The 23,161-nt window shown below is 39.9% G+C and carries 29 protein-coding genes; 14 read left to right on the forward strand and 15 right to left on the reverse strand.

Going from position 1 to position 23,161, the window contains the following annotated elements; genetic code table 11:
- Positions 1 to 28 precede the first annotated feature (28 nt).
- The 12 genes from rnk to H1225_RS00490 form a co-directional block, all read right to left on the reverse strand.
- The gene (gene rnk, locus H1225_RS00435; RefSeq protein WP_006535360.1) at positions 29 to 439 is read right to left on the reverse strand and encodes a nucleoside diphosphate kinase regulator; all 411 of its coding nucleotides are present in this window, start codon (positions 437 to 439) and stop codon (positions 29 to 31) included.
- Between the two features lie 175 nt (positions 440 to 614).
- A complete protein-coding gene (gene npr, locus H1225_RS00440) occupies positions 615 to 887 on the reverse strand; it encodes a PTS phosphocarrier protein NPr (RefSeq protein ID WP_006535359.1) in 273 nt (90 codons plus the stop codon).
- A complete protein-coding gene (rapZ, locus tag H1225_RS00445) occupies positions 884 to 1,738 on the reverse strand; it encodes an RNase adapter RapZ (RefSeq protein ID WP_023582880.1) in 855 nt (284 codons plus the stop codon). The genes npr and rapZ overlap by 4 nt, the downstream gene beginning before the upstream one ends.
- Positions 1,739 to 1,817: 79 nt before the next feature.
- On the reverse strand, positions 1,818 to 2,285 hold the full coding sequence (gene ptsN, locus H1225_RS00450) for a PTS IIA-like nitrogen regulatory protein PtsN (RefSeq protein WP_072063779.1): 468 nt from the start codon (positions 2,283 to 2,285) through the stop codon (positions 1,818 to 1,820).
- A 149-nt stretch (positions 2,286 to 2,434) separates the two neighbouring features.
- Positions 2,435 to 2,722: a ribosome hibernation promoting factor gene (gene hpf, locus H1225_RS00455; RefSeq protein ID WP_036913954.1), complete on the reverse strand. Its 288-nt coding sequence runs from the start codon at positions 2,720 to 2,722 to the stop codon at positions 2,435 to 2,437.
- A 23-nt stretch (positions 2,723 to 2,745) separates the two neighbouring features.
- Positions 2,746 to 4,227: an RNA polymerase factor sigma-54 gene (gene rpoN / locus H1225_RS00460; RefSeq protein ID WP_161725059.1), complete on the reverse strand. Its 1,482-nt coding sequence runs from the start codon at positions 4,225 to 4,227 to the stop codon at positions 2,746 to 2,748.
- Positions 4,228 to 4,286: 59 nt separating this feature from the next.
- The gene (gene lptB / locus H1225_RS00465) at positions 4,287 to 5,012 is read right to left on the reverse strand and encodes an LPS export ABC transporter ATP-binding protein (RefSeq protein ID WP_006535352.1); all 726 of its coding nucleotides are present in this window, start codon (positions 5,010 to 5,012) and stop codon (positions 4,287 to 4,289) included.
- Between the two features lie 6 nt (positions 5,013 to 5,018).
- Entirely contained in the window at positions 5,019 to 5,552 is a 534-nt protein-coding gene (lptA, locus tag H1225_RS00470) for a lipopolysaccharide ABC transporter substrate-binding protein LptA (RefSeq protein WP_006535351.1), read from the reverse strand.
- Complete coding sequence (lptC, locus tag H1225_RS00475) at positions 5,533 to 6,111, reverse strand: LPS export ABC transporter periplasmic protein LptC (RefSeq protein WP_006535350.1); 579 nt, start codon at positions 6,109 to 6,111, stop codon at positions 5,533 to 5,535. The genes lptA and lptC overlap by 20 nt, the downstream gene beginning before the upstream one ends.
- 16 nt (positions 6,112 to 6,127) lie before the next feature.
- On the reverse strand, positions 6,128 to 6,685 hold the full coding sequence (kdsC, locus tag H1225_RS00480; protein WP_006535349.1) for a 3-deoxy-manno-octulosonate-8-phosphatase KdsC: 558 nt from the start codon (positions 6,683 to 6,685) through the stop codon (positions 6,128 to 6,130).
- Between the two features lie 27 nt (positions 6,686 to 6,712).
- Positions 6,713 to 7,687 (reverse strand): arabinose-5-phosphate isomerase KdsD, encoded by a 975-nt coding sequence (kdsD, locus tag H1225_RS00485; RefSeq protein ID WP_072063775.1) that lies wholly within the window; start codon positions 7,685 to 7,687, stop codon positions 6,713 to 6,715.
- Between the two features lie 18 nt (positions 7,688 to 7,705).
- Positions 7,706 to 8,686 carry a calcium/sodium antiporter gene (locus H1225_RS00490; protein WP_072063862.1) on the reverse strand — a complete coding sequence of 327 codons (981 nt, stop codon included), beginning with the start codon at positions 8,684 to 8,686 and terminating at the stop codon, positions 7,706 to 7,708.
- Positions 8,687 to 8,925: 239 nt separating this feature from the next.
- Here H1225_RS00490 and mlaF point away from each other — a divergent pair, with 239 nt between their 5' ends.
- The 9 genes from mlaF to H1225_RS00535 all read left to right on the forward strand — a co-directional run bounded on the left by mlaF (position 8,926) and on the right by H1225_RS00535 (position 15,318).
- Positions 8,926 to 9,738, forward strand: coding sequence for a phospholipid ABC transporter ATP-binding protein MlaF (gene mlaF, locus H1225_RS00495; RefSeq protein WP_006535345.1), 813 nt, complete (start codon positions 8,926 to 8,928; stop codon positions 9,736 to 9,738).
- 3 nt (positions 9,739 to 9,741) lie between these two features.
- Positions 9,742 to 10,521 (forward strand): lipid asymmetry maintenance ABC transporter permease subunit MlaE, encoded by a 780-nt coding sequence (mlaE, locus tag H1225_RS00500; RefSeq protein ID WP_072063773.1) that lies wholly within the window; start codon positions 9,742 to 9,744, stop codon positions 10,519 to 10,521.
- Positions 10,522 to 10,524: 3 nt separating this feature from the next.
- Entirely contained in the window at positions 10,525 to 11,061 is a 537-nt protein-coding gene (mlaD, locus tag H1225_RS00505) for an outer membrane lipid asymmetry maintenance protein MlaD (protein ID WP_006535342.1), read from the forward strand.
- 96 nt (positions 11,062 to 11,157) lie between these two features.
- Complete coding sequence (mlaC, locus tag H1225_RS00510) at positions 11,158 to 11,787, forward strand: phospholipid-binding protein MlaC (protein WP_072063771.1); 630 nt, start codon at positions 11,158 to 11,160, stop codon at positions 11,785 to 11,787.
- A gap of 1 nt (position 11,788) precedes the next feature.
- Entirely contained in the window at positions 11,789 to 12,082 is a 294-nt protein-coding gene (gene mlaB, locus H1225_RS00515) for a lipid asymmetry maintenance protein MlaB (RefSeq protein ID WP_072063770.1), read from the forward strand.
- 140 nt (positions 12,083 to 12,222) lie between these two features.
- Positions 12,223 to 12,477, forward strand: a complete 255-nt coding sequence (gene ibaG / locus H1225_RS00520; RefSeq protein WP_006535338.1) for a BolA family iron metabolism protein IbaG — start codon at positions 12,223 to 12,225, stop codon at positions 12,475 to 12,477.
- A gap of 48 nt (positions 12,478 to 12,525) precedes the next feature.
- Positions 12,526 to 13,788, forward strand: a complete 1,263-nt coding sequence (murA, locus tag H1225_RS00525; RefSeq protein WP_072063769.1) for a UDP-N-acetylglucosamine 1-carboxyvinyltransferase — start codon at positions 12,526 to 12,528, stop codon at positions 13,786 to 13,788.
- A gap of 182 nt (positions 13,789 to 13,970) precedes the next feature.
- The gene (locus H1225_RS00530; protein WP_161671108.1) at positions 13,971 to 15,032 is read left to right on the forward strand and encodes a DUF2157 domain-containing protein; all 1,062 of its coding nucleotides are present in this window, start codon (positions 13,971 to 13,973) and stop codon (positions 15,030 to 15,032) included.
- 37 nt (positions 15,033 to 15,069) lie between these two features.
- Complete coding sequence (locus tag H1225_RS00535; protein WP_072063767.1) at positions 15,070 to 15,318, forward strand: CPCC family cysteine-rich protein; 249 nt, start codon at positions 15,070 to 15,072, stop codon at positions 15,316 to 15,318.
- A 30-nt stretch (positions 15,319 to 15,348) separates the two neighbouring features.
- On the opposite strand, the gene degS is transcribed toward H1225_RS00535, so the two are convergent.
- The 3 genes from degS to zapG all read right to left on the reverse strand — a co-directional run bounded on the left by degS (position 15,349) and on the right by zapG (position 18,649).
- A complete protein-coding gene (degS, locus tag H1225_RS00540) occupies positions 15,349 to 16,416 on the reverse strand; it encodes an outer membrane-stress sensor serine endopeptidase DegS (RefSeq protein ID WP_109399357.1) in 1,068 nt (355 codons plus the stop codon).
- Positions 16,417 to 16,623: 207 nt separating this feature from the next.
- Positions 16,624 to 18,015, reverse strand: a complete 1,392-nt coding sequence (gene degQ, locus H1225_RS00545; RefSeq protein WP_109399356.1) for a serine endoprotease DegQ — start codon at positions 18,013 to 18,015, stop codon at positions 16,624 to 16,626.
- A gap of 229 nt (positions 18,016 to 18,244) precedes the next feature.
- Positions 18,245 to 18,649, reverse strand: coding sequence for a Z-ring associated protein ZapG (gene zapG / locus H1225_RS00550; protein WP_072063764.1), 405 nt, complete (start codon positions 18,647 to 18,649; stop codon positions 18,245 to 18,247).
- A 203-nt stretch (positions 18,650 to 18,852) separates the two neighbouring features.
- On the opposite strand from zapG, the gene zapE reads away from it, so the two are divergent.
- The 5 genes from zapE to sspB all read left to right on the forward strand — a co-directional run bounded on the left by zapE (position 18,853) and on the right by sspB (position 23,050).
- Positions 18,853 to 19,968: a cell division protein ZapE gene (zapE, locus tag H1225_RS00555; RefSeq protein ID WP_072063763.1), complete on the forward strand. Its 1,116-nt coding sequence runs from the start codon at positions 18,853 to 18,855 to the stop codon at positions 19,966 to 19,968.
- A gap of 434 nt (positions 19,969 to 20,402) precedes the next feature.
- Positions 20,403 to 20,831, forward strand: coding sequence for a 50S ribosomal protein L13 (gene rplM, locus H1225_RS00560; protein ID WP_006535327.1), 429 nt, complete (start codon positions 20,403 to 20,405; stop codon positions 20,829 to 20,831).
- Between the two features lie 15 nt (positions 20,832 to 20,846).
- Positions 20,847 to 21,239 (forward strand): 30S ribosomal protein S9, encoded by a 393-nt coding sequence (rpsI, locus tag H1225_RS00565; RefSeq protein ID WP_004245284.1) that lies wholly within the window; start codon positions 20,847 to 20,849, stop codon positions 21,237 to 21,239.
- A gap of 653 nt (positions 21,240 to 21,892) precedes the next feature.
- On the forward strand, positions 21,893 to 22,534 hold the full coding sequence (gene sspA, locus H1225_RS00570) for a stringent starvation protein SspA (RefSeq protein WP_072063762.1): 642 nt from the start codon (positions 21,893 to 21,895) through the stop codon (positions 22,532 to 22,534).
- Between the two features lie 6 nt (positions 22,535 to 22,540).
- Positions 22,541 to 23,050 carry a ClpXP protease specificity-enhancing factor gene (gene sspB, locus H1225_RS00575; protein ID WP_006535323.1) on the forward strand — a complete coding sequence of 170 codons (510 nt, stop codon included), beginning with the start codon at positions 22,541 to 22,543 and terminating at the stop codon, positions 23,048 to 23,050.
- Positions 23,051 to 23,161: the final 111 nt, after the last annotated feature.

Raw genomic sequence — 23,161 nt, forward strand, 5'->3', positions numbered from 1 at the left:
AAAATAAGACGCGAACCTTCAGCTCTGCTTAACGGTGTAATTCACCCGCAGCTTCAGGTTGGTATAGAATTTCTAATACTTTAACCTTAGTTTCAAGGCCATTAGGCAGCTTCCAACTGATCTCGTCATCAATTGCTAAACCCAGTAGTGCAGCACCCATAGGGGCCATGACTGAAAGTTCAGTGGCGCTGTCTTTTAATGAAGCGGGATACACTAAAGTACGAGTACGCTCTTCATTGTTTTTTAAGTCCATAAAGCGGACTTTGCTGTTCATTGTGACAATATTAGCAGGGATATCAGCTGGTGTAACAATGTCAGCACGATCTAATTCTTCATTCAATGCTTCAGCAATCGGGCTATCTGCAAATGCCGGTTGCTCTAGCAATGAATCTAAACGTTCAGCATCAAGTTCGTTGATGATAATTGTTGGCTTTGTCATACCATACTCCAATTTATTCCAATGCAAAACAACACCCCCACGGGTGAGGTGGGGGTGTTGTTAAACTCATATAAGAGATAATAGGCGGTTCTGTATAAAAAAGAAAGAGACAGTGATCACAGTCTCTTTCTGGTTATTTAGTTAAGAAATGCTAATCTATTGTTTTCTATTATGATTATTCTTCATCAAACCCTGATTCAAATAATGCGATAATAGCATCAATAGCTTCATTTTCATCACTACCAGTCACTTCTATATCAATTTGACTGCCTTGCTCTGAATCTAACATTAGCATAGCAATCACACTATCCGCTTGAGCTTCAACCCCTTCGTTGTTACGTAAAATGACGGTTGATTGAAATGTTTTGACTAAATCAAATAATTTCATTGCAGGTCTTGCATGCATACCGAGCCGATTTTTAATCGCAACTTGTCGATATTGGGTCATTTGCGTTTTTCTAGCGTTCTGTGACGTGATTGTACGTTTTTCCCTCTAGAGCGGAAATAATCGGCGAGTTGCTCAGCAACATAAACTGAACGGTGTTTACCCCCCGTACAACCAATTGCAACTGTCAAATAACTACGATTATTGGTTTCTAACATCGGCAACCAAAGTTCAAGATAGCTTCTAGTTTGATAAATAAAGTTATGAACTTCAGTGTGTCTATCTAAAAATGCCGCAACAGGGCGATCAAGACCTGTCATTGGGCGCAGTTTAGGATCCCAATGTGGATTGGGTAAGAATCGCACATCAAAAACATAATCCGCATCAATAGGAATACCATGTTTAAAACCAAAGGATTCAAAGACCATTGTCAGCTCACGTTCACGTTTACCTAATAAACGAGTCCGCAGCATTTCTGCAAGCTCATGAACTGACATCTCAGAGGTGTCAATGATGAGATCAGCACGTGATCGCAATGGCTCAAGCAGATCACTTTCGGTATCAATTGCCATTTCTAATGAAAGGTTTTTGGTCGAAAGTGGGTGCAAGCGTCGTGTATCACTATAACGACGAATTAAAGTATTTCTATCTGCGTCTAAAAATAAGAGTTGTGGAGAATATTCAGCGGGTAAACTTTCTAGCGCTTTTTCGAAGATCTCCGGCGACTCAGGCATATTTCGGACATCAATACTGACTGCGGCAGCAGAAGCATCACGTTCAGCCAGTGTTTTTGCGAGCTCCGGTAAAAGATCAACAGGTAAGTTATCAACACAATAAAATCCCATGTCTTCAAGCGCACGCAAAGCGACTGACTTACCTGAACCAGAGCGTCCGCTGACTATCATCAGCACCATGAGGTAGCTCCCCTATAATTTCCCAGTGATGAATATCATTCCACTGTATGCTATTCGCGTCCCATTAAACCCATAGGGGTTATTCTGTGATAATCTGATAAAGCTCTTCATCACTTTGTGCGGAGCGTAGTCGGCGACATAAATTTTTGTCCGCCAACTGTTTTGCAATTAAAGACAGTGTGTGTAAATGTTCCTTACATTGTGTCGCAGGAACGAGTAATGCGAACAACAAGTCGACAGGTTGATTATCAATAGCGTCGAAGGCAATAGGTTCGCTTAGGTGAAGAAACACACCAACTACTTTTTCTGTTTCATCACTTTCAATACGTCCATGAGGGATTGCTAAACCACCCCCAATCCCTGTTGTACCGACTTTTTCACGCGTCAGTAAGGCTTCAAATATCAGCGTTTCGGGTAAATTAAGTGCTTTTGCCGCATTTTCACTGATAATTTCTAACGCGCGCTTTTTACTCGTGCAATGTACATCATTATGTGTACATGACAGAGAAAGTACGTCGCTAATATTCATCTTTGTATCGTTGTTCATTGTCTTATTCACTTAGACCAGCAAACCAGATGCCACAAAGTGACATCTGGTTTTTCGTTACTGATATTGATTAGGCGTTGGTTTAAACCGAGTCATAAACAACGCAGTAACTTCGCCGATTGTATCCCCATTTTACAATGGGAAATGAATTAATGTTGTCTCAGTTTATCTTTGTGTTTGGTTAATTGACGAGCCAGCTTATCCATTAATCCATCAATTGCTGCGTACATATCTTCTGCTTCTGCAGAGGCATGTAATTCACCGCCATTAACTTGAATGGTCGCTTCCGCGATTTTATTCACTTTCTCGACTTTCAGGATAACCTGAACGTTATTAATTTTGTCAAAGAACTGAGGTAATTTCGCGCTTTTTGCTTTGACGGTATCACGCAGAGCATCAGTTAATTCAATATTATGACCAGTGATTTGAAGTTCCATAGTGTCTTCCTTCTCAATTATGCTCAAACCAACTCTTTACGTTGATTTGAAGGCGGGATGGATAATGACTCTCTATACTTCGCAACAGTGCGTCGAGCAACTTGTATACCAAGTTCTGCGAGCATATTAGCCAGTTTACTATCACTAAGTGGTTTCGCTGGATTTTCTGCTGCGATGAGTTTCTTCACTAAAGCCCTGATTGCTGTTGAAGAGGCTTCGCCTCCGCTATCAGTATTCACATGGCTAGAGAAAAAATACTTCAATTCGAAAATTCCTCTCGGGCAATGCAAAAATTTTTGCGTTGTCACTCGAGAAATGGTGGATTCGTGCATTTCAACCTGTTCAGCAATATCTGCTAACACAAGAGGCTTCATATGCTCTTCACCCAATTCGAAAAATGCCTGCTGTGTGTCAACAATGCAATGAGCGACTTTTAATAATGTCTCATTACGGCTTTCTAAACTTTTTATCAGCCATTTGGCTTCTTGTAAATTGTCACGAATAAATTTTCCATCGCTTTCATTTTGAGTCGATTGACCCAATGCTGCATAAGTCTCATTTATTCGTAGGCGAGGAATGCTATCTGTATTTAACTCAACTTGCCAGCGTTCACCTGATTTTTTTACCAGTATATCTGGGATAACATACTCTGACTCGCCTGTATCAATACTTAATCCAGGTTTAGGATCAAGTGATTGAATGATCTCAATAACAGATTTAAGTGTCTCTTCGCGTAACTTCGTTTGACGCATCAATTGACGAAAATCACGGTTGCCTAGCAATTCTAAATATTGGCTAATGACTAACTGCGTTTCTTTAAGATAGGGTGTTTCTGTTGAAAAAGCGGATAGCTGAATCAAAAGACACTCTTTTAAATCGCGTGCAGCAACACCAATAGGATCAAAGCGTTGAATACGTTTTAATACGGCTTCAACTTCATCAAGCTCTATCTCATCATCGCCCATTCCAAGCAGGATGTCATCTGTTGTAACAGTTAAATATCCTGTTTCATCAACTGCATCGATAATACTTATGGCAATTGCTCTGTCTGTTTCTGTAAACGGAGTGAGATCCGCCTGCCATGTTAGATAATCTTGTAATGAGGCTGTTGTTTCACCTTGATACAGTGGCAGCTCATCATCCATATAGTCATTACTGGTACCAGAAGGCGTGCCCGCAGTGTAGATTTCTTCCCATTGAGTGTCTAATGGGAGATCGTCAGGCATCTCTTTTTGTTCTAAAGCGTCCAGCGTGTCAAACTCTTCAACGTCGTTTTCAGTTGTTGTTTCTGTTGTAGAGTCAGATTGATTTTCTGTATGAGAGGTATCATCTGAAACGGGATCTTGTTGATCGTCGTCTTGTTCGAGAAGAGGGTTAGATTCAAGCGCTTGCTGAATTTCTTGTTGTAATTCAAGCGTCGAAAGTTGCAACAAACGAATAGCCTGTTGTAGCTGTGGCGTCATTGCCAGTTGCTGACTAAGACGAAGTTGCAAACTTTGTTTCATAATAATGCGATGAGTCCTTTGCTGTTGTCATCCATGACAGAGTAAAAGTGAATCAAAGATTACAGGCGGAAGCCTTCACCTAAGTAAACACGTTTAACTTGCTCATTTTCAAGAATTTCTTCGGGTGAACCATGAGCGATAAGGTGACCTTGGCTGACGATGTAAGCACGTTCACACACATCTAATGTTTCACGAACATTATGGTCAGTAATCAGTACACCTAATCCATAATCACGTAGATGCTGGATAATTTTTTTAATATCTAATACCGAAATAGGGTCAACACCCGCAAAAGGTTCATCTAATAAAATGAATTTAGGGTTTGCGGCCAATGCTCGTGCGATTTCAACGCGGCGACGTTCACCCCCCGATAATGATTGTCCTAAGCTGTTACGTAAATGGCTGACATTAAACTCTTCTAGCAGTTCTTCTGCGCGATCTTTTCGTTCTTCAGGCGTTAAATCATGGCGGATTTCTAAGATCCCCATAATGTTGTCATAAACGCTTAAGCGTCTAAAAATAGACGCCTCTTGAGGAAGATAGCCAATGCCTTTACGTGCTCGTTCATGTAACGGTAACAGCGTAATGTCTTCATCATCAATTGTAATACTACCAGCATCACGAGCGACAATGCCAACAACCATATAGAATGTGGTTGTTTTACCTGCACCATTTGGTCCAAGTAAGCCGACAATTTCACCTGAATTAACGTTCAGGCTTACATCACCGACAACGGTGCGCCCTTTGTATGCTTTTGCTAAATTTTCAGCTTTTAACAGCGCCATAAAGTGTTACTTACCTTTGTTGTTAACACCAGGGCCTTTCTCTTGCAACTGGGAAGGCAGTAAAACAGTAGTCACTTGTTTACCTTTACCGCTAAAAGCTTCCATTTGCTGAGTTGGGACGAGATAAGTGATCTTATCACCGGTGATATTACTGTCTAATTGTTCAAGATAGGCTTTACCCGTTAAGGTCATTAACTCTTTATCCATTTCATAGGTCATCTTGTCGCCACGACCTTTGATTGGTTTGCCATCATCTTGTAACTGATAAAAAGTTACGGGATTACCAAATGCTTCTATAACGATTTTTTTGGAGTCACCACCTGGGCGTGTGACAACAACTTTATCAGCACGAATGTCGATAGATCCTTGTTTGATCACAACATTTTGTGTAAAGGTTGTGACGTTCTTTTCTAGATCAAGCGATTGTTTCTCTGAGTTCACAACAATAGGTTGTTGTGTGTCATCTTTAAGCGCCATCGCAGGTACACTTATCGCTAAAAGTGTGCCGATAATCAATGTATTACGGATTTTTTGATTCATTAGGGATCTCATAATAGGTGTTTACCTTTTCAATCAGCTCTGCACGTTTCTCGCGCAGATTGCCTCGCATTTTTAAGCCGACTGATTTCAGTCCGACGCCGATAATAGTCACTTCATCATCAGAGGAAACATCCTGTGTGTCCAAATTTGCGATAGCGTTGTCTGTGCTTATTCTCTGTAGTTGAGAGTCATCCGTTAAGCTATCAATTTGAACATCGCCATAAAGATAGAGCATTTTACTGTTTGTTAGCTTGGCTTTATTGGCGCGTACCGTCCATGTTGCATCCCCTGTCGGTGAATAGGTGGTTAAGACAGGGTTAGTAAACCACGTAAACTTTTGCTGAGCATAATTTTTGACATCATCAGCAACAAGTTTATATCCGAGTATACCCGTTGGCTCGTAAACAAAAGATATCGATGATTTGGATTGATAGGTTGGCTGACCATCTTCAACAATCGCACCATCACCGAGTTCAGTGTTATTAGTGTAGTTCCAGCCAATCAGCCCAAGGGCGATAATGGCAAGAATTAAGGTAAACCAGGATTTTAATTTATTCATTCTGTGTCGTTATACGTTAAATCGAAAGACCTTTAGCGTCTTCAAGCCGACCTTGCGCTAAAAGGATTAAATCACACAATTCTCGTACTGCACCACGACCACCCGCAATGCGGGTTACATAATTAGCACGAGGTGTAAGTAATGGATGAGCATCAGCTACGGCGACAGAAAGTCCCACTTTTTCCATTACAGGTAAATCAATCAGGTCGTCACCAATATAGGCTGTTTGTTCAGGTTTAAGGTTTAGTGTATCTAACAGTTGTTGATACGCCAAAAGCTTATTATGCTGACCTTGGTAAAGATATGTAATGCCAAGGGTTTTAGCACGATCTTCTAACAGTTTAGATTGACGACCTGTAATGATAGCAACCTCAATGCCTGATGTAAGCAAACAACGGATGCCATATCCATCACGGACATTAAAGGCTTTTAATTCTTCGCCATTATTACCCATGTAAATAAGTCCGTCAGACATCACACCATCAACATCACAAATCAGCAATTGGATTTTTTCTGCTTTTTTGATGATTTGCTGACTTACCGCACCATAACAAGTTTCTATCATTGTATTCATTTTTATCCTTCGAACGTTATGAATATCTTATACAACACCCGCTTGTAATAAATCATGCATATGTAAAACACCTAACAGGATATCACTATCTTGTTCTGTGACTAATAGCGAGGTGATATGTTTTGCTTGCATTAAATTTAGTGCTTCAACGGCTAAACAATCAGGGCGAATACGAATACCGCCTTTTGTCATCACATCTGAGATTTTGGCATTGTTCAGATCTATCCCTAAGTCAAATATTCTCCGTAAATCACCGTCAGTAAAGATACCGTTGATCTGCATGCTATCATCGCAAATAACGGTCATACCTAATTTTTTACGGGTTATTTCGACAAGTGCTTCACGTAAAGTGGCATCTTTAGTGACACGTGGAATATCTTCCTCTTTATTCATTAAATCACTGACATGAAGGAGTAATTTACGGCCTAATGCACCACCAGGATGAGAAAGGGCAAAATCTTCAGCGGTAAAACCACGAGCACGTAAAAGAGCGATCGCTAGCGCATCCCCCATTACCAAGGTTGCTGTTGTACTGGTTGTTGGTGCAAGACCTAAAGGACAAGCTTCTTTAGGGACTTTGATACAAAGATGAATATCAGACGCTTTCCCCATTGTACTTTGAGGCGTGCGTGTCATACAAATCAGTGTTATCTGTTTACGTTTCAGTACCGGAATAAGTGCGAGGATTTCACTGGCTTCACCTGAGTTTGAAATCGCTAGAACGATATCTTTTTCTGTTACCATACCTAAGTCGCCATGGCTTGCTTCACCAGGGTGAACAAAAAAAGAAGGTGTTCCTGTGCTAGCGAATGTTGCGGCAATCTTATGTCCAATATGACCAGATTTACCCATTCCCATGACAATAACTCGACCTTGGCAGTGAAAAATTTTTTCACAGGCAAGAGTGAAATCATCATTGATGTATTGTTCTAGTTCAGCTAATCCATCACGTTCAATATGAAGAACCTTTTTTCCTGCTTGCTGAAAATCAAACTCGGTCATTTTTTTGTACCATTTATTTTAGGTTAAGAGAGAATGTGCGACGCACAACACCGTAATATAAATAATAAAGCAAACTAATAAGAATATCCCTTTTCCGCGGTTGAGGCGTTGTTTTCGCCCTAATGAAAAGAGAGAAAACAGTAAACTGGCCACACCAAGTACAGCAAAACTAAAATAAAAAGTGTTGATATTAAATGTGCTTGGTGAAAGTAATGCTGGCATTCCTAAAACAAATGTCAGGTTGAAAATATTAGCACCTATAATATTCCCTAAGGCTAATTCATTTTCACGTCTGAGTGCGGCCACGATAGTCGTTGCTAATTCAGGTAAACTTGTACCAATGGATAGCAAGGTTAAACCAACAAAAAAGCCACTAAAATGATACTGTTGCATTAGAATAAAGACATTGTCTAATATCATTTGAGTTGCAACTGGAATAATCAGTAACGCAATAACAACCCAAAAAAGGGCAACAGAATTACGGGGATTTGTCTGTAATTCAAAACGCGTTAAGGTTTCTAAAGGTAACACGTGGCGCTCTTGTGTTAGTGTTTTATGCATTGTTTTTATCATGAGAAAAATGGATGCAAAACCAATAAAAAAGAGCAGAGTGCCTTCTCTAAGCCCTAGCTCTCCGCTAGAAACAATAATGCCAACGAGCATGATGACGATAATCATCAATGGAAGCTCTTTTTTTAGCACTGCGGACTGAATGCTCATGGGGTAAATCATCGCGCCAATACCCGCGATAAGGAGAAGATTGGTGAGTGTAGAGCCAATAGCTGTCCCGATAGCGATATCAGGTAAATTATGAACTGCGGCATCCGTTGAAATAAAAAGCTCAGGTAGTGAAGTCCCTGTACCAACAATTAAGATACCGATAACAGCGGGGGGGATTTTTAACGATTGCGCAAAAACACTCGCACCATAAACTAATCGGTCTGATGCATAAACGAGTAACATCAACCCAAGAATTAAAAGAGACAAAGTAATCAACATGCCATCAGTTTTCCAACAATGAGCGAATAAAGAAAAAACCAATAAGACAGGGCTGATAAAAAAACATATTGTCAAAAGGTTTTGCTAATTAACCATATTTTGACTAGCCAAGCACGAAAAGTAAAATTAACCGTGCAATAAATTGCTAAATAGTGGTGATTTCTTTGTAACATAGTGAATGACCTGCCAAAATAGTGTAAAAATTCGTTTATGCAGACAGGCTTGAGGATGTTTTATTCATGAACGCACAATCTGACAATTTAATTGAAGTGCGCAATATGAACTTCACTCGCGGTAGCAGAAAGATCTTCTCTGAGATCAATCTTGTGGTACCGAGGGGAAAAGTGACTGCAATTATGGGCCCTTCAGGGATTGGTAAAACAACCTTGTTACGCCTAATGGGAGGACAAATCCTTCCAGATAGTGGTGAAATTTGGTTTGATGGCGACAATATTCCTGCGCTATCACGTTCTGCGTTGTATCAAGCAAGAAAGAAAATGAGTATGCTTTTTCAGTCCGGTGCCCTTTTTACCGACATGAATGTGTTTGAAAATGTAGCTTTTCCGCTAAGAGAGCATACAAATTTACCTGAAGCATTGATCCGTACAACGGTGATGATGAAACTTGAAGCCGTGGGGTTACGTGGGGCGGCAAACTTAATGCCTTCTGAATTATCAGGCGGTATGGCGAGAAGAGCCGCATTAGCAAGGGCTATTGCGCTTGATCCTGAACTGATTATGTTTGATGAACCTTTTGTTGGGCAAGATCCTATCACAATGGGGGTGCTTGTTAAGTTAATTGATGAGTTAAACCATGCGCTGGGTGTGACTTGTGTTGTGGTTTCCCATGATGTACCCGAAGTGTTAAGTATCGCAGATTACGCCTATATTGTTGCGGAACAGAAAGTTATTGCTCAAGGTAGTGCACAAGAATTACAGGATAATCCAAATAGGCAAGTAAGACAGTTTTTAGATGGGATCGCTGATGGCCCTGTACCTTTCCGTTTTCCTGCGGGAGATTATCAGGACGACCTATTAGGACGAGGAAATTAGTACGTGATAAATTTATTATCTCGCATTGGCACTAGAGCGTTGGCGATTTTTGCAACCTTCGGTAGAGCCGGCATTATGCTCTTTAGAGCATTAGTTGGTAAGCCTGAATTTCGTAAACAGTGGCCTCTTTTACTGAAGCAATTGTATAACGTTGGTGTTCAATCCTTATTAATTATCATGGTGTCTGGCCTATTTATTGGCATGGTGTTGGGATTACAAGGCTATCTTGTTTTAACAACCTTTAGTGCTGAAGCTAGTCTAGGTATGATGGTCGCACTTTCATTGTTAAGAGAATTAGGCCCAGTTGTCACGGCACTATTATTTGCGGGTCGTGCGGGTTCAGCCTTAACCGCTGAAATCGGTTTAATGAAAGCCACAGAGCAAATTTCTAGTTTAGAAATGATGGCTGTCGATCCTTTAAGACGTGTTGTTGCCCCCCGTTTTTGGGCTGGTCTTATTAGTATGCCATTGCTTTCACTTATTTTTGTTGCCATCGGTATTTGGGGTGGTGCCATTGTTGGTGTGGATTGGAAAGGGATCGATGAAGGCTTTTTCTGGGCATCGATGCAAGGTGCCGTTGAATGGCGACTTGATCTAGTGAATTGCTTTATTAAAAGTGTCGTTTTTGCCATCACCGTCACTTGGATAGCGCTTTTTAACGGGTATGACGCAATCCCAACATCAGAAGGGATTAGCAGAGCAACAACACGTACTGTTGTTCATTCTTCGTTAGCCGTATTGGGTTTAGATTTTGTGCTAACCGCACTGATGTTTGGGAACTAAGTCATGCAAAGTAAAAAAATTGAAGTTTGGGTTGGTCTATTTGTTCTGATTGCGTTAGCCGCTGTGATTTTCTTATGCCTAAAAGTGGCTGATATTAAAGAAATGGGTAATCAACCCACTTATCGCGTTTATGCCAGCTTTGGTAATATTGGTGGGTTAAAAGAACGTTCCCCAGTTAAGATTGGTGGTGTGGTGATTGGTCGCGTTTCTTCTATCACCTTAAAAGAAGAAGATGAAGGGAACTATCGCCCAGAAGTTGCTCTCGATATTCTGAGCATTTATGACCATATTCCAGAAAGTAGCTCATTGTCTATTCGTACATCTGGTTTATTAGGTGAGCAGTTCCTTGCATTGAATTTAGGCTTTTATGATGAAGCATTAGATTCTACTTTGTTAAAAGATGGGGGACGGATCACAAATACCAATTCAGCAATGGTGTTGGAAGATCTTATTGGTCAATTCCTTTATAAAACGGGTGATGGTGATAATTCAGCAAAATCTGAATCTGAACCGACTGAAGAACATCCAGCATTACCTTAATCATTAATTTCTATACGATGCACTTATACATTTAGCTAGATTTAGCGTAATAAATGCATCGTATTATTGAAACCCTATTTGAGGAGACGCGAACGTATGTTTAAACGCTTATTGATGGTCGCACTATTAGTGATAACGCCTTTTGCAATGGCAGTAGACAAAACCAATCCTTACGCATTAATGGAAGATGCAGCGCAAAAGACCTTTAGTAAATTAAAAAATGAACAGCCTGAAATTCGTAAAAATCCTGAAGTTTTACGCCAAATTGTTCAGCAAGAATTACTGCCTTATGTACATATTAAATATGCAGGGGCATTAGTGCTAGGGCCACATTATCGTAATGCAACACCAGCGCAACGTGATGCTTATTTCACTGCATTTGAAGCATATCTTGCTCAAGTTTATGGCCAAGCATTAGCGATGTATGAAGGTCAAGAGTACCGTATTGAGCCTGCAAAACCGTTCGCAGATAAAACAAATCTCACTATTCGCGTTACTATTATCGATACAAATGGTCGCCCACCTGTTCGCCTCGATTTCCAATGGCGTAAAAACAGTAAGACAGGTGAATGGCAAGCTTATGATATGATTGCTGAAGGTGTCAGCATGATCACAACAAAACAGAATGAGTGGTCAGATATTTTAAATTCTAAAGGTGTTGATGGTTTAACAAAACAGTTAGAAATCAGTGCTAAAACACCAATCACTCTGGATGAGAAAAAATAACATGTCAGCTTCGTTAAATTGGGAAAAAAAAGAGGATGTCCTCTATTTCCAAGGAACGCTAGATCGTGAAACGTTATTGTCTGTTTGGCAACAACGTAAAGCATTATTAGCTGATATTAATATCATTGATATTTCTGCTTTAGGGCATATTGATTCAACAGGATTGGCACTTTTTGTTCATTTAAAAGCAGAAATGGAAGAGCGAAATCGTCAATTTATTATTCAAGGTGTAAGTGAGCGTTTTCAAACCTTAATTACACTCTATGATCTTGATGAAATTATGAATATTGCCTAATACAGATTTTGAGTAAAGGTATTAAAAAGCCCCCTTCGTGATACTTTTATCATTAAGGGGGTTTTTGATGGTTTAAGAGTAGGGCGGATTCCATTAGGATAGACGACTGATTATTATTTTAACGTTGAGATTAAGCAATTATGGATACAAATGAAATCAAACAAGTATTAATGGACAGCCTGTCTTTAGATGAAGTCATCGTCAATGGTGATGGTAGTCATTTTCAAGTTGTCGTTGTCGGCGCAATGTTTGAGGGAATGAGCAGAGTCAAACAACAACAAACCATTTATGCCCCTTTGATGGAATATATTGCAGATAACCGTATTCACGCTTTGTCTATTAAAGCCTACACACCTGAAGAGTGGAAGAGGGATCGTAAACTTAACGGGCTTTGATTCAGTAGGTATACAGCGTACAGCAAAATAAAAAAGAGAGTTCTACAGATGGATAAATTTAGAGTACAAGGACCAACCTGTTTATCAGGTGAGGTCAATATTTCAGGCGCAAAAAATGCTGCACTGCCAATCCTGTTCGCTGCGATCCTTGCCGAAGAGCCAGTAGAATTAACGAATGTTCCTAAATTAAAAGATATCGATACAACGATTAAGTTGCTTAATCGCTTAGGAACTAATGTTGAACGTAATGGCTCTGTTTTCGTTGATGCTCGTAATATCAATGAATTTTGTGCACCTTACGAGCTGGTTAAAACCATGCGTGCTTCTATTTGGGCGTTAGGGCCGTTAGTCGCACGCTTTGGTCAAGGTCAGGTTTCTTTACCCGGTGGTTGTGCCATTGGCGCTCGTCCTGTTGATCTTCATATTACAGGTTTAGAGCAATTAGGTGCTGAGATCACTCTGGATGAAGGTTATGTGAAAGCACGTGTTGATGGGCGTTTAAAAGGCGCGCATATTGTCATGGATAAAGTGAGTGTGGGCGCCACTATCACTATTATGACTGCGGCAGTATTAGCGGAAGGCAAAACTATCATCGAGAATGCGGCAAGAGAGCCTGAAATTGAAGATACCGCCAACTTCCTTAATACATTAGGTGCTAAAATCAGCGGTGCAGGTACTGATAGCATTACGATTGAAGGCGTAGAACGCCTTGGTGGTGGCACTTATCAAATCCTACCGGATCGTATTGAAACAGGGACTTTCTTAGTTGCTGCTGCGATTTCTCGTGGTCATGTTGTTTGTCGTAATGCGAAACCAGACACATTAGATGCTGTATTGGCAAAATTACGTGAAGCAGGCGCGGATATTGAAGTAGGTGAAGATTGGATAAGCCTTGATATGCATGGTAAACGCCCTAAAGCGGTAACCTTGCGTACTGCGCCACATCCGGGTTTTCCAACCGATATGCAAGCACAATTTAGCCTTTTAAACTTAGTAGCTGAAGGTGCTGGGATGATCACTGAAACCATTTTTGAAAATCGTTTTATGCACATTCCTGAGTTAATTCGCATGGGCGCTCACGCTGAAATCGAAAGTAATACTGTGTTATGCCATGGTGTTGAAAAACTTTCAGGTGCACAAGTGATGGCAACGGATTTACGTGCTTCTGCAAGTTTAGTCCTTGCGGGGTGTATTGCTGAAGGCACAACCATTGTTGATCGTATCTATCATATCGATCGTGGGTATGAAAATATTGAAGCTAAATTACAAGGATTAGGGGCGAAAATAGAACGTTTACGCGCTAATGACTAATCTATTTTAGTTACCCTTTTTAGCGATTTAAAACCATAGCGCATTGTTGTGCTGTGGTTTTTTTTGCGCATTATTTCAATAGAATAGGATAATTCATAAGGCATTTCTTTCGTGGCAAGATACAGTAAGAAAAATAGACCTGTTTTAGAAAAATTTCTATGAGCTAAAAGGAAGAAATGAATATGCAGGTAACAAGGAAACAAGAGCGCCTAGTTCGTCAAGCACTGGATGAATGGCAACAATCTGGTGAGATTTCAGAACAACAACATCGGCAGTTAGGAAGTACATTGCACCGAATTCCTTTTGATTGGAAACGGCTGAGTCGTTATGCATTCTGGATAGCGATGGTGTGTTTGATTATTGCAGCTGGTAGCATTTTTAGTGATAGTGCATTAATTTATTATCTCATTGAAATTTTTAGTGTTTCTGAAATTATGCGTGTGGTATCTCCTGCACTTATTGCTTCAGCACTCTATTTTTGGGGATTTAAACGTCAGCGAAGAGAAACACAGTGGCATTACAGTACTGAGTTTATTCTCTTTTTAGGTGTGATGTTTACCGCTATTTTTCTTTGGCAACTAGGAGAGTTACTGGATACCGGTAGTGGTCATATTGCTCCTCTCTTTCTAATTGGTTGTGTCATTTATGGTGCAATTGGATTTATCAGTCGTTCTTCGTTGGTGTGGTTATTCTTCTTATTGATGTTAGGAAATTGGTTTGGTGCTGAAACAGGATATGTCTCTGGTTGGGGCGCTTATTGGTTAGGAATGAACTATCCTATCCGCTTTGTTTTCTTTGGCACGGTATTATTAGCAGGCTGTTATTTTCTACAAAATGTATTGGTACAGCGCCGTTTATTTACCATGACAAAAATAATGGGGCTCACTTATCTGTTTATTGCGTTATGGATAATGTCTATTTTCGGCAATTACGATCCTGATACATGGTATTACACATCAAGTATAAAATTGTTACCTTGGGCACTGTTATTTGCTGTTGTTTCAGTTATCTGTATTTATATTAGCCTGAAAACAGATGACGGTATGTTAAGAGGATTCGGTCTAACATTCCTTGGTATTAACCTTTATACCCGATTCTTTGAATATTTCTGGGATAGTTTACATAGTGCGATTTTCTTCTTTATTTTGGCTATTTCACTGATTTTAATTGGACGGAAAGCCGAAAAAATTTGGCATGCTGTTGAACATAATGCACTCGCGAGTAAACCGAATAAAAATGAATAAAATCTCGCTTTATTCGTTATTGTTGTAGGAGATTACTTTGATAGAGAAACGCAGTTGTCACCTTCCACTCGAAGTGAGTTGTGTCGCTTGTCATTATTTTGTCTTTAAAGACAAAGATGAGGCATTTTTTGAGATCTGTCCGGTTTGTGGCTGGCAAAATGATGGTACTAAAGAAGGACAATATAGTGGTTGTAATCACAGTACATTAGAGGACTATCGCAATACCGAAACCTTTAAAGAAAGTTGCTTACAAAGTGCGACGTTTTATATGAAATCTCCTTATTAACCAATAATTAAGAAGATTTTTTGTTAGTTATTATTCTGGCTGGTATTCAGAAATAGTCACATCAACATTGAGTTCATTACCCTCACGTAATAACGTAACGGGTAATACAGTGCCGGGGCGAGTCTCTGCAATGTAATCCATCATTTCCATTGCGGAAGTTGCTGGTGCATGATTAATGCTAAGGATGATATCACCAGTTTTTATTCCTGCTTTATCCGCTGGACCATTTGGTGTGATCCTAAAAATTCGCAATCCTTGAATTTGCTTAATATCTGTATTTGATGAGCGAATTCTTGGTAATTCTTTTGCTGTGATACCAATAAAACCACGGATAACACGACCATCACGAATTAGTTTATTCATAATTTTAACTGCAAGTTCTGTCGGGATAGCGAAGCCTAATCCTTCTGCTGTAGGGCGGTATCCGTTATAGGTCCCTGAATCAAATGTCATAGTATTAATACCGACTAGTTCACCTTCGGTATTAATTAGTGCGCCGCCAGAGTTACCTTCATTGATTGAGGCATCCGTTTGCAGGAAATTTTGGTAACGGGTTGGACTTAATCCAACACGTCCTGTAGCACTGATGATCCCTTGTGTAATAGTTTGCCCAATATTAAATGGATTACCGATAGCGAGTACGACATCACCAACATGAGAAATTCGTTTAGTATTAATCGGGATTGTAGGGAGTTTATCGGCATCAATTTTTAATACCGCAAGATCGGTTAAAGGATCCGATCCAACAAGTAAACCTTCATAAAGATCACCATTTTGGAGGGCGATAAGGATCTGATCAGCATTATTAATAACATGCTGATTCGTCAGAATATAACCACGACCATCCATAATGACGCCAGCACCTAAAGATGTTAGCTCACGCCCTTCTTGAGAAAAGCTCCCCATGGTACTGCTATAAACATTAACAACAGCAGGGGCTGCTCGTCGCACCGCAGTATTATAGCTAAAAGGCGCATTGAGAAAATCGCCATTAAGTAGGCGTTCAATAAAAATAGGGCGAATTGAAGGAACTGCAATCAAAAGAATTGCTGCTGTGAGAAGACCAATTAGAGTTGATCGCAGTAACTTAGTTAACATAAAAATCCTATATTTATGTCTGACTGTGAAATTATTCGCGTAGGAGCAGTGAGAATAACATAGTTTCACTTATGAAAGCATCGCTCAGCGCATAAAATCCCCTTTTAAGCCAATGACTCTTATCAAAAATAGCTATAAAAAAAGCCCTATAATGGAAATTATAGGGCTAAGGAAATCAATAAATTAGATAGTTTTAAAGCTTACTTCTTAGCGCGGTGCATTACGTAATAGCAGATAAATTTCTTCATTACCACGTTGAATATTCAGTGCAAGAACAGGCGGTTTAGCATCAATGGCTTTGCGTAAGTCGCCTAGTGATGTAATTGGTGTATTATTGATGCCAATAATAAGATCGCCTTTCTGTAAACCAAATGCGGCTGCTGCAGAATCTTTTTCTACCGAATCGACAGCAACAGCTTTCACTTGTTTATTCACATAGTTACTTAATGTGGCACCTTGTAGTGCAGGAGAGAAGTTATCTGCTCGTGTTGCATCAGCGGATTGTTTCTCTAATGTCACTTTAACATCCATTGGTTTACCTTGACGGATTAAGCCAATCAGAATTTCTTTACCCGGAGGTGTTGTACCCACTTTAGCTCTTAACTCAGCAAAGCTATTGATTCGTTTACCATCAACTGAAATTAAAACGTCACCCGGTTTAATGCCTGCTTTTGAGGCGGATGAATCAGGTAAAACTTCGCTGACAAAAGCACCGCGTTGTGCATCAATATTAAAGGATTTCGCCAGATCAGAATTCATTTCTGTACCACGAATACCTAAGATGCCACGTTTAACTTCACCATGAGAAATCAGTTGTTGGCTAAGATCACGCGCCATATTACTTGGGATGGCGAAGCCGATACCGATGTTGCCACCACCCGGAGCTAAAATAGCGGTGTTAATTCCGATTAACTCACCATTTAAGTTCACGAGCGCACCACCAGAGTTACCACGGTTAATAGATGCATCGGTTTGGATAAAGTTCTCTAAACCTTCCAGATTTAAACCGCTACGGCCTAATGCGGAGATAATGCCAGACGTTGCTGTTTGGCCTAAACCAAATGGGTTACCCACTGCAACTGCAAAGTCACCAACACGTAGCTGGTCCGAGTCTGCCATTTTAATTGCAGTTAAATTAGTTGGTTTTTCAATTTGCAGTAATGCGATATCTGTTTGTGGATCGCTACCAATTAATTTTGCATTAAATTCACGCCCATCATTAATTTGTAGTTGGATTTTATCTGCACCATCAACAACGTGGTTGTTTGTTAATACGTAGCCTTTTTGTGCATCAATAATGACACCAGAACCTAAGCCTTCAAAAGGGCGAATACTTTGTTGTTGTGATGGAAAATTTGGACCAAAGAAGAATTTGAACTCTTCAGGGACTTGCTGGCTTTGCACTCGTGTTCCTGAAACGTGCACACTGACAACAGCAGGTAACACTTTTTCTAACATTGGTGCAAGGCTTGGTAGCTGTTCACCTGATGGCATAACCGCAGGCAACGCGGCCATACTGGTTGCTGGAATAGTAGAGAGTGAAAGTCCGATACTCATTGCTAATGCACTAAGTAATAATTTTCTTTTTTTAGTCAACATGAATTAGAGTCTCTTGATACAGTTATCAAAATAAAAGTTGTTGCTCAAAATGAGCACGATGTCACTAAGACCTGTACTGACAGAGGAAAGTTCATTAAGACATGATGTGCTTTTCTTCCTTTTACACGGATTTACAAGACAAAAGCTATCTTTAAAACCATAGCAAATAATTGTCATTTTGTGATGTTTATTAGAAAGAAAAAACGCCACAAAATGTGGCGTTTTAAGATTAACTGTCTTTTTTCTCTGTAGGTCTGAACAATCCAGATGCCCCTTCGGAGTAATCACGAGGTGGCATTTTTATTGGGGATTGATCATTTGCAGCTTCAGATTCACTTAATCGGTAGTTAAATGGATTTTCTTGCTCAGGCATATCAGGCATGAGCTCATTAGAGCTTTTTGCCATATGTTGATAAAGCTGACGGTAATCTTTCGCCATGTTATCTAATAGTTCAGCGCTTCTAGCAAAGTGGCTGACAAGCTCATTGCGATAAGTATCAAGTTCTTCTTTTTTTGTATCTAACTCTGCTTTTATAGCATCTTGTTGGCGAAGGGTGCTGTTACCGTAACGCATTGCGAGTGCGCCGATAATAAGACCTACAACTAATCCAATCAGTGCATAAACCCAAACCATGGCAACTCCTTTTCATCTAATAGTGAGGACGATGGATTTTTATAACATCATAACCGCTAAAAGGCATGGGTGGAATAATATCCTTAAGCTTAATATGAAATTCCTGTGTTACGTTGATGTTAAAACAATTCTTAATGCTTATAATAGAGCCATTCGACAGACACAAATCAGTATGTCAGAAAATTAAGGATAAGAGGGCATTCATGACTGTTAGTACGCCGTTATCACTTTATGAAGCCGCATTGAAGCAAGGTGATTATCAACCTGATGATGTTCAGCGAAAAACTGTTCTCCATCTTCAACAGATATACCATGCATTATTAAAAGAGACTCCACCAGAAAAAAATTCGCTAACACAACGATTATTCGGGCGAATTCGCAAAAAAAAACAGATTGTTGCACCAGAACGTGGGTTATATATGTGGGGCGGTGTAGGTCGAGGTAAAACATGGTTGATGGATATGTTTTATCAAAGTCTGCCGACAGAACGAAAGCTTCGCTTACACTTCCATCGCTTTATGTTACGTGTTCAAGAAGAGCTGAAAAACTTACAAGGTCATGAAAATCCGCTAGAAATTATTGCCGATGGATTTAAAGCGCAAACCGATGTGCTCTGTTTTGATGAGTTTTTCGTTTCTGATATTACTGATGCAATGATTTTAGGTACTTTGCTTGAAGCGTTATTTGCCAGAGGTATCACGTTAGTAGCAACATCAAATATTCCACCTGACGAGCTTTATCGTAATGGATTGCAACGTTCTCGTTTTTTACCTGCAATAGAACAGATCAAACACCATTGTGACATTTTAAATGTTGATGCAGGTATTGATTATCGTTTAAGAACGTTAACACAAGCGCATCTTTTTTTATCTCCACTTAACGATAAAAATCGTCAGGAAATGGAGAGGGTTTTTTCTCACCTCGTCACCAGTGAACCACAAACCGATGTGACTTTAACCATTAATCATCGGCCGATGAAAGTCAGAAAAGTCGCTAATGGTGTGCTGGCAGTTAATTTTGCAACCTTATGTGTGGAAGCGCGTAGCCAGCTCGATTACATCGAACTTTCTAAGCATTATCATACAGTTTTATTACATGAAATGACACAAATGAACGCGTTAAATGAAGATGTTGCGCGCCGATTTTTAGCATTAGTTGATGAATTTTATGAACGTAGAGTGAAACTGATTATTAATGCCGATGTTGAAATGAATGTGATTTACCAAGGTGATTTTTTACAGTTTGAATATCAACGTTGCTTATCACGTTTACAAGAGATGCAAAGTGAAGAATATTTAGTACAACCTCATCTCGCTTAATTTTTAATTCTTGAAGAAAGTCATCTTTCGTTATGGTAGGATGACGCAGGTTAAGTTGCTTGATGTTTTTTTCTATGAAAATAGAAAGCATTAGGTAACTTACAAGCGCTCTGGAAAGGAACAATTCTTCTCTTCAGGTAGCAAGAATTTATCAGTCAAATCAGAAAAAAGTGCTAAATTCGTTTTTTTCGCTGAAATATTGAAAAAGAATTCAATTGTTTTTCAATTATGACTCGATTTTTTTTTCTGACTTCTCTATAATCTTGCGACCCCACGTTGCAGCAAGTTTTTTATTTCCCAAAAAACTCGCATTTTAGAGTCAGCAGTGCTACTCGAAGGGGTAGGTTTGCTGGACACAAGAGTCGTGTGAACCTCAATAGTATTTGAACCGAGCGTTCACCAACGTGTAACTAAACATTGGGTAATTTTCAATAATGAAAACTTTTACAGCTAAACCAGAAACCGTAAAACGCGACTGGTACGTTGTTGATGCAGACGGCAAAACTTTAGGCCGTTTAGCAACTGAAATTGCTAGCCGTTTACGCGGTAAGCACAAAGCGGAATACACTCCGCACGTTGATACTGGTGATTACATCATCGTTTTAAACGCTGAGAAAGTGGCGGTAACTGGTCATAAACGTACTGACAAAGTTTACTACCGTCATACTGGTCACGTAGGTGGTATCAAACAAGCGACTTTCGAAGAGATGATCGCCCGTAGTCCTGAGCGTGTAATCGAAATCGCGGTAAAAGGCATGCTGCCAAAAGGGCCTCTGGGTCGTGCGATGTACCGTAAACTGAAAGTTTACGCAGGATCTGAGCACAACCACGCGGCACAACAACCGCAAGTTCTGGACATTTAATCGGGATAATAGGCAATGGCTGATAATCAATACTACGGCACAGGTCGCCGCAAAAGTTCTTCCGCACGTGTCTTCATTAAGCCAGGTAGCGGTAATATCGTAATCAACAAACGTAGCCTAGAAGTTTACTTCGGCCGCGAAACAGCACGTATGGTTGTTCGTCAACCGCTGGAATTAGTTGATATGCTGGGTAAATTAGATTTATACATCACTGTTAAAGGTGGTGGTATTTCTGGTCAAGCTGGCGCGATCCGTCACGGTATCACTCGTGCACTGATGGAGTATGATGAGACTCTACGTTCTGATCTGCGTAAAGCTGGTTTCGTAACCCGTGATGCGCGTTCTGTTGAACGTAAGAAAGTGGGTCTGCGTAAAGCACGTCGTCGTCCACAGTTCTCTAAACGTTAATTTGTTATCTTTAGATATCAATTTGATGTTGAAAACCCGTCTTCACAGGCGGGTTTTTTATTTTTGACTTATTTGTACTTATTAATAATAAAAACATCATGTTGCTAATACATGGTACTGTTTTTCATAAAACAAGCTTTATGTAAGATAACAATGGTATCAAAAAACCCATTTTTTAGATTTTGCCTCTAAATAATTTTATTTTTTGATATTATAATCTTACTTTTAGGGTAGTATAGCATATTGTATTGAATTATTTGTATTAGTCCCCCTAAGTAACATGAATTCTGGTAGAATAGTGGGCTTTGGTGTCTTTCTTTCCATAACTTCATCATGTTGCTAATGGGCATGTTGATTGTAATATCTGTGATGAGTTTGAAAGTCATACCAAAATTATTATGACAATAATGATTGTTGAATGATTATTTTGGTATTACTTGATAATGATATGTGCCGCAAAGACAGGTAAGTTTTTAACCCTGTAAAATATGATTATCCCACGATAACACTGTTACAGGTAGTTACCCAATGCAGTTAATCACTTAAATGTTTATTTAGGTCTACTGCGTTTGTGTGCTTGTCTTTTAGGAATGGGGAAATGGAAAAGGCATCGTGCTAATTCATTTCTTTAATTGATTAACTTGGAGGTTTTCATGGCTGTCGCTGCCAACAAACGTTCGGTAATGACTTTGTTTTCCGGTCCGACTGATATTTTCAGCCATCAGGTCAGAATTGTCCTAGCGGAGAAAGGTGTCAGTGTTGAAATTGAACAGGTTGAAGCTGGTAATCTTCCACAGGATCTTATCGATCTAAACCCTTACCAAAGTGTACCGACTTTGGTGGATCGTGAGCTGACTCTGTATGATTCACGTATCATCATGGAATATCTTGATGAGCGCTTCCCTCATCCTCCTTTAATGCCCGTCTATCCTGTTGCTCGTGGTAGCAGCCGTTTAATGATGCATCGTATTGAGCATGATTGGTATTCTTTAATGAATACCATTGAAAAAGGAACTGAACAGCAAGCAAATGCTGCTCGTAAACAGTTAGCTGAAGAGCTATTGGCTGTATCTCCTGTGTTTAAAGAATATCCTTACTTTATGAGTGAAGAGTTCAGCTTAGTAGATTGCTATCTTTCTCCTCTGTTATGGCGTTTACCAGTGCTCGGTGTGGATTTAAGCGGTGCTGGTGCTAAAGATGTACAAATTTATATGCAACGTGTTTTTGAGCGCGATTCATTCCTTGCCTCATTAACTGAAGCAGAGCGTGAGATGCGCTTACCTTCAAGAGGGTAATAGAATATGGAGATTATGGATATGTCTCCGCGTCGTCCGCATTTATTACGTGCGCATTATGATTGGATCATTGAAAACGATTTAACACCTCATCTTGTTGTTGATGTGAATGTTGTTGGTGTTCAAGTTCCGATGGAATATGCGCACGATGGTCAAATTGTACTAAATATTTCATCTCGTGCAGTAGATGACTTAGAGTTAACGCCGTATCAGGTTTTATTTAGTGCAAGCTTTGGTGGCATACCTCGTAAAGTACGAGTGCCTATAGCTGCTGTTATGGCTATTTATGCGAGAGAAAACGGTGCGGGAATGATGTTTGAGCCAGAGCCTGCTTATGAATCTGGTGCATCATTAGAGTTTGCTGAAGAGGAACATCAAGAGTCTTCAGAAGCACCTGTTGGTGAAGTTTTATCATTGGTGACTGAGAAATCTGTTTCTGATGATGCCACGTCACCTGATGATGATCCTGAGCCACCTCGCCCAACGGGTCGACCATCATTGCGTGTTGTGAAATAAGAAATTAACTTATTTGCATTAATGAAAAACCCAGTTCAAGTGAGCTGGGTTTTTTGTGCACAAAAAAAGCGCCCTATATTGCTATTGAGCGCTTTATTGGATTGTATTACT

This window comes from Proteus penneri, assembly GCF_022369495.1.
Lineage (GTDB): Bacteria > Pseudomonadota > Gammaproteobacteria > Enterobacterales > Enterobacteriaceae > Proteus > Proteus penneri.

Bases quoted from the DNA above. Each gene is read 5' to 3' on its own strand.
- rnk (WP_006535360.1), bottom strand. From the start codon at position 439: ATGACAAAGCCAACAATTATCATCAACGAACTTGATGCTGAACGTTTA.
- npr (WP_006535359.1), bottom strand. From the start codon at position 887: ATGACCCAATATCGACAAGTTGCGATTAAAAATCGGCTCGGTATGCAT.
- rapZ (WP_023582880.1), bottom strand. From the start codon at position 1,738: ATGGTGCTGATGATAGTCAGCGGACGCTCTGGTTCAGGTAAGTCAGTC.
- ptsN (WP_072063779.1), bottom strand. From the start codon at position 2,285: ATGAACAACGATACAAAGATGAATATTAGCGACGTACTTTCTCTGTCA.
- hpf (WP_036913954.1), bottom strand. From the start codon at position 2,722: ATGGAACTTCAAATCACTGGTCATAATATTGAATTAACTGATGCTCTG.
- rpoN (WP_161725059.1), bottom strand. From the start codon at position 4,227: ATGAAACAAAGTTTGCAACTTCGTCTTAGTCAGCAACTGGCAATGACG.
- lptB (WP_006535352.1), bottom strand. From the start codon at position 5,012: ATGGCGCTGTTAAAAGCTGAAAATTTAGCAAAAGCATACAAAGGGCGC.
- lptA (WP_006535351.1), bottom strand. From the start codon at position 5,552: ATGAATCAAAAAATCCGTAATACATTGATTATCGGCACACTTTTAGCG.
- lptC (WP_006535350.1), bottom strand. From the start codon at position 6,111: ATGAATAAATTAAAATCCTGGTTTACCTTAATTCTTGCCATTATCGCC.
- kdsC (WP_006535349.1), bottom strand. From the start codon at position 6,685: ATGAATACAATGATAGAAACTTGTTATGGTGCGGTAAGTCAGCAAATC.
- kdsD (WP_072063775.1), bottom strand. From the start codon at position 7,687: ATGACCGAGTTTGATTTTCAGCAAGCAGGAAAAAAGGTTCTTCATATT.
- H1225_RS00490 (WP_072063862.1), bottom strand. From the start codon at position 8,686: ATGTTGATTACTTTGTCTCTTTTAATTCTTGGGTTGATGTTACTCGTT.
- mlaF (WP_006535345.1), top strand. From the start codon at position 8,926: ATGAACGCACAATCTGACAATTTAATTGAAGTGCGCAATATGAACTTC.
- mlaD (WP_006535342.1), top strand. From the start codon at position 10,525: ATGCAAAGTAAAAAAATTGAAGTTTGGGTTGGTCTATTTGTTCTGATT.
- mlaC (WP_072063771.1), top strand. From the start codon at position 11,158: ATGTTTAAACGCTTATTGATGGTCGCACTATTAGTGATAACGCCTTTT.
- mlaB (WP_072063770.1), top strand. From the start codon at position 11,789: ATGTCAGCTTCGTTAAATTGGGAAAAAAAAGAGGATGTCCTCTATTTC.
- ibaG (WP_006535338.1), top strand. From the start codon at position 12,223: ATGGATACAAATGAAATCAAACAAGTATTAATGGACAGCCTGTCTTTA.
- murA (WP_072063769.1), top strand. From the start codon at position 12,526: ATGGATAAATTTAGAGTACAAGGACCAACCTGTTTATCAGGTGAGGTC.
- H1225_RS00530 (WP_161671108.1), top strand. From the start codon at position 13,971: ATGCAGGTAACAAGGAAACAAGAGCGCCTAGTTCGTCAAGCACTGGAT.
- degS (WP_109399357.1), bottom strand. From the start codon at position 16,416: ATGTTAACTAAGTTACTGCGATCAACTCTAATTGGTCTTCTCACAGCA.
- degQ (WP_109399356.1), bottom strand. From the start codon at position 18,015: ATGTTGACTAAAAAAAGAAAATTATTACTTAGTGCATTAGCAATGAGT.
- zapG (WP_072063764.1), bottom strand. From the start codon at position 18,649: ATGGTTTGGGTTTATGCACTGATTGGATTAGTTGTAGGTCTTATTATC.
- zapE (WP_072063763.1), top strand. From the start codon at position 18,853: ATGACTGTTAGTACGCCGTTATCACTTTATGAAGCCGCATTGAAGCAA.
- rplM (WP_006535327.1), top strand. From the start codon at position 20,403: ATGAAAACTTTTACAGCTAAACCAGAAACCGTAAAACGCGACTGGTAC.
- rpsI (WP_004245284.1), top strand. From the start codon at position 20,847: ATGGCTGATAATCAATACTACGGCACAGGTCGCCGCAAAAGTTCTTCC.
- sspA (WP_072063762.1), top strand. From the start codon at position 21,893: ATGGCTGTCGCTGCCAACAAACGTTCGGTAATGACTTTGTTTTCCGGT.
- sspB (WP_006535323.1), top strand. From the start codon at position 22,541: ATGGAGATTATGGATATGTCTCCGCGTCGTCCGCATTTATTACGTGCG.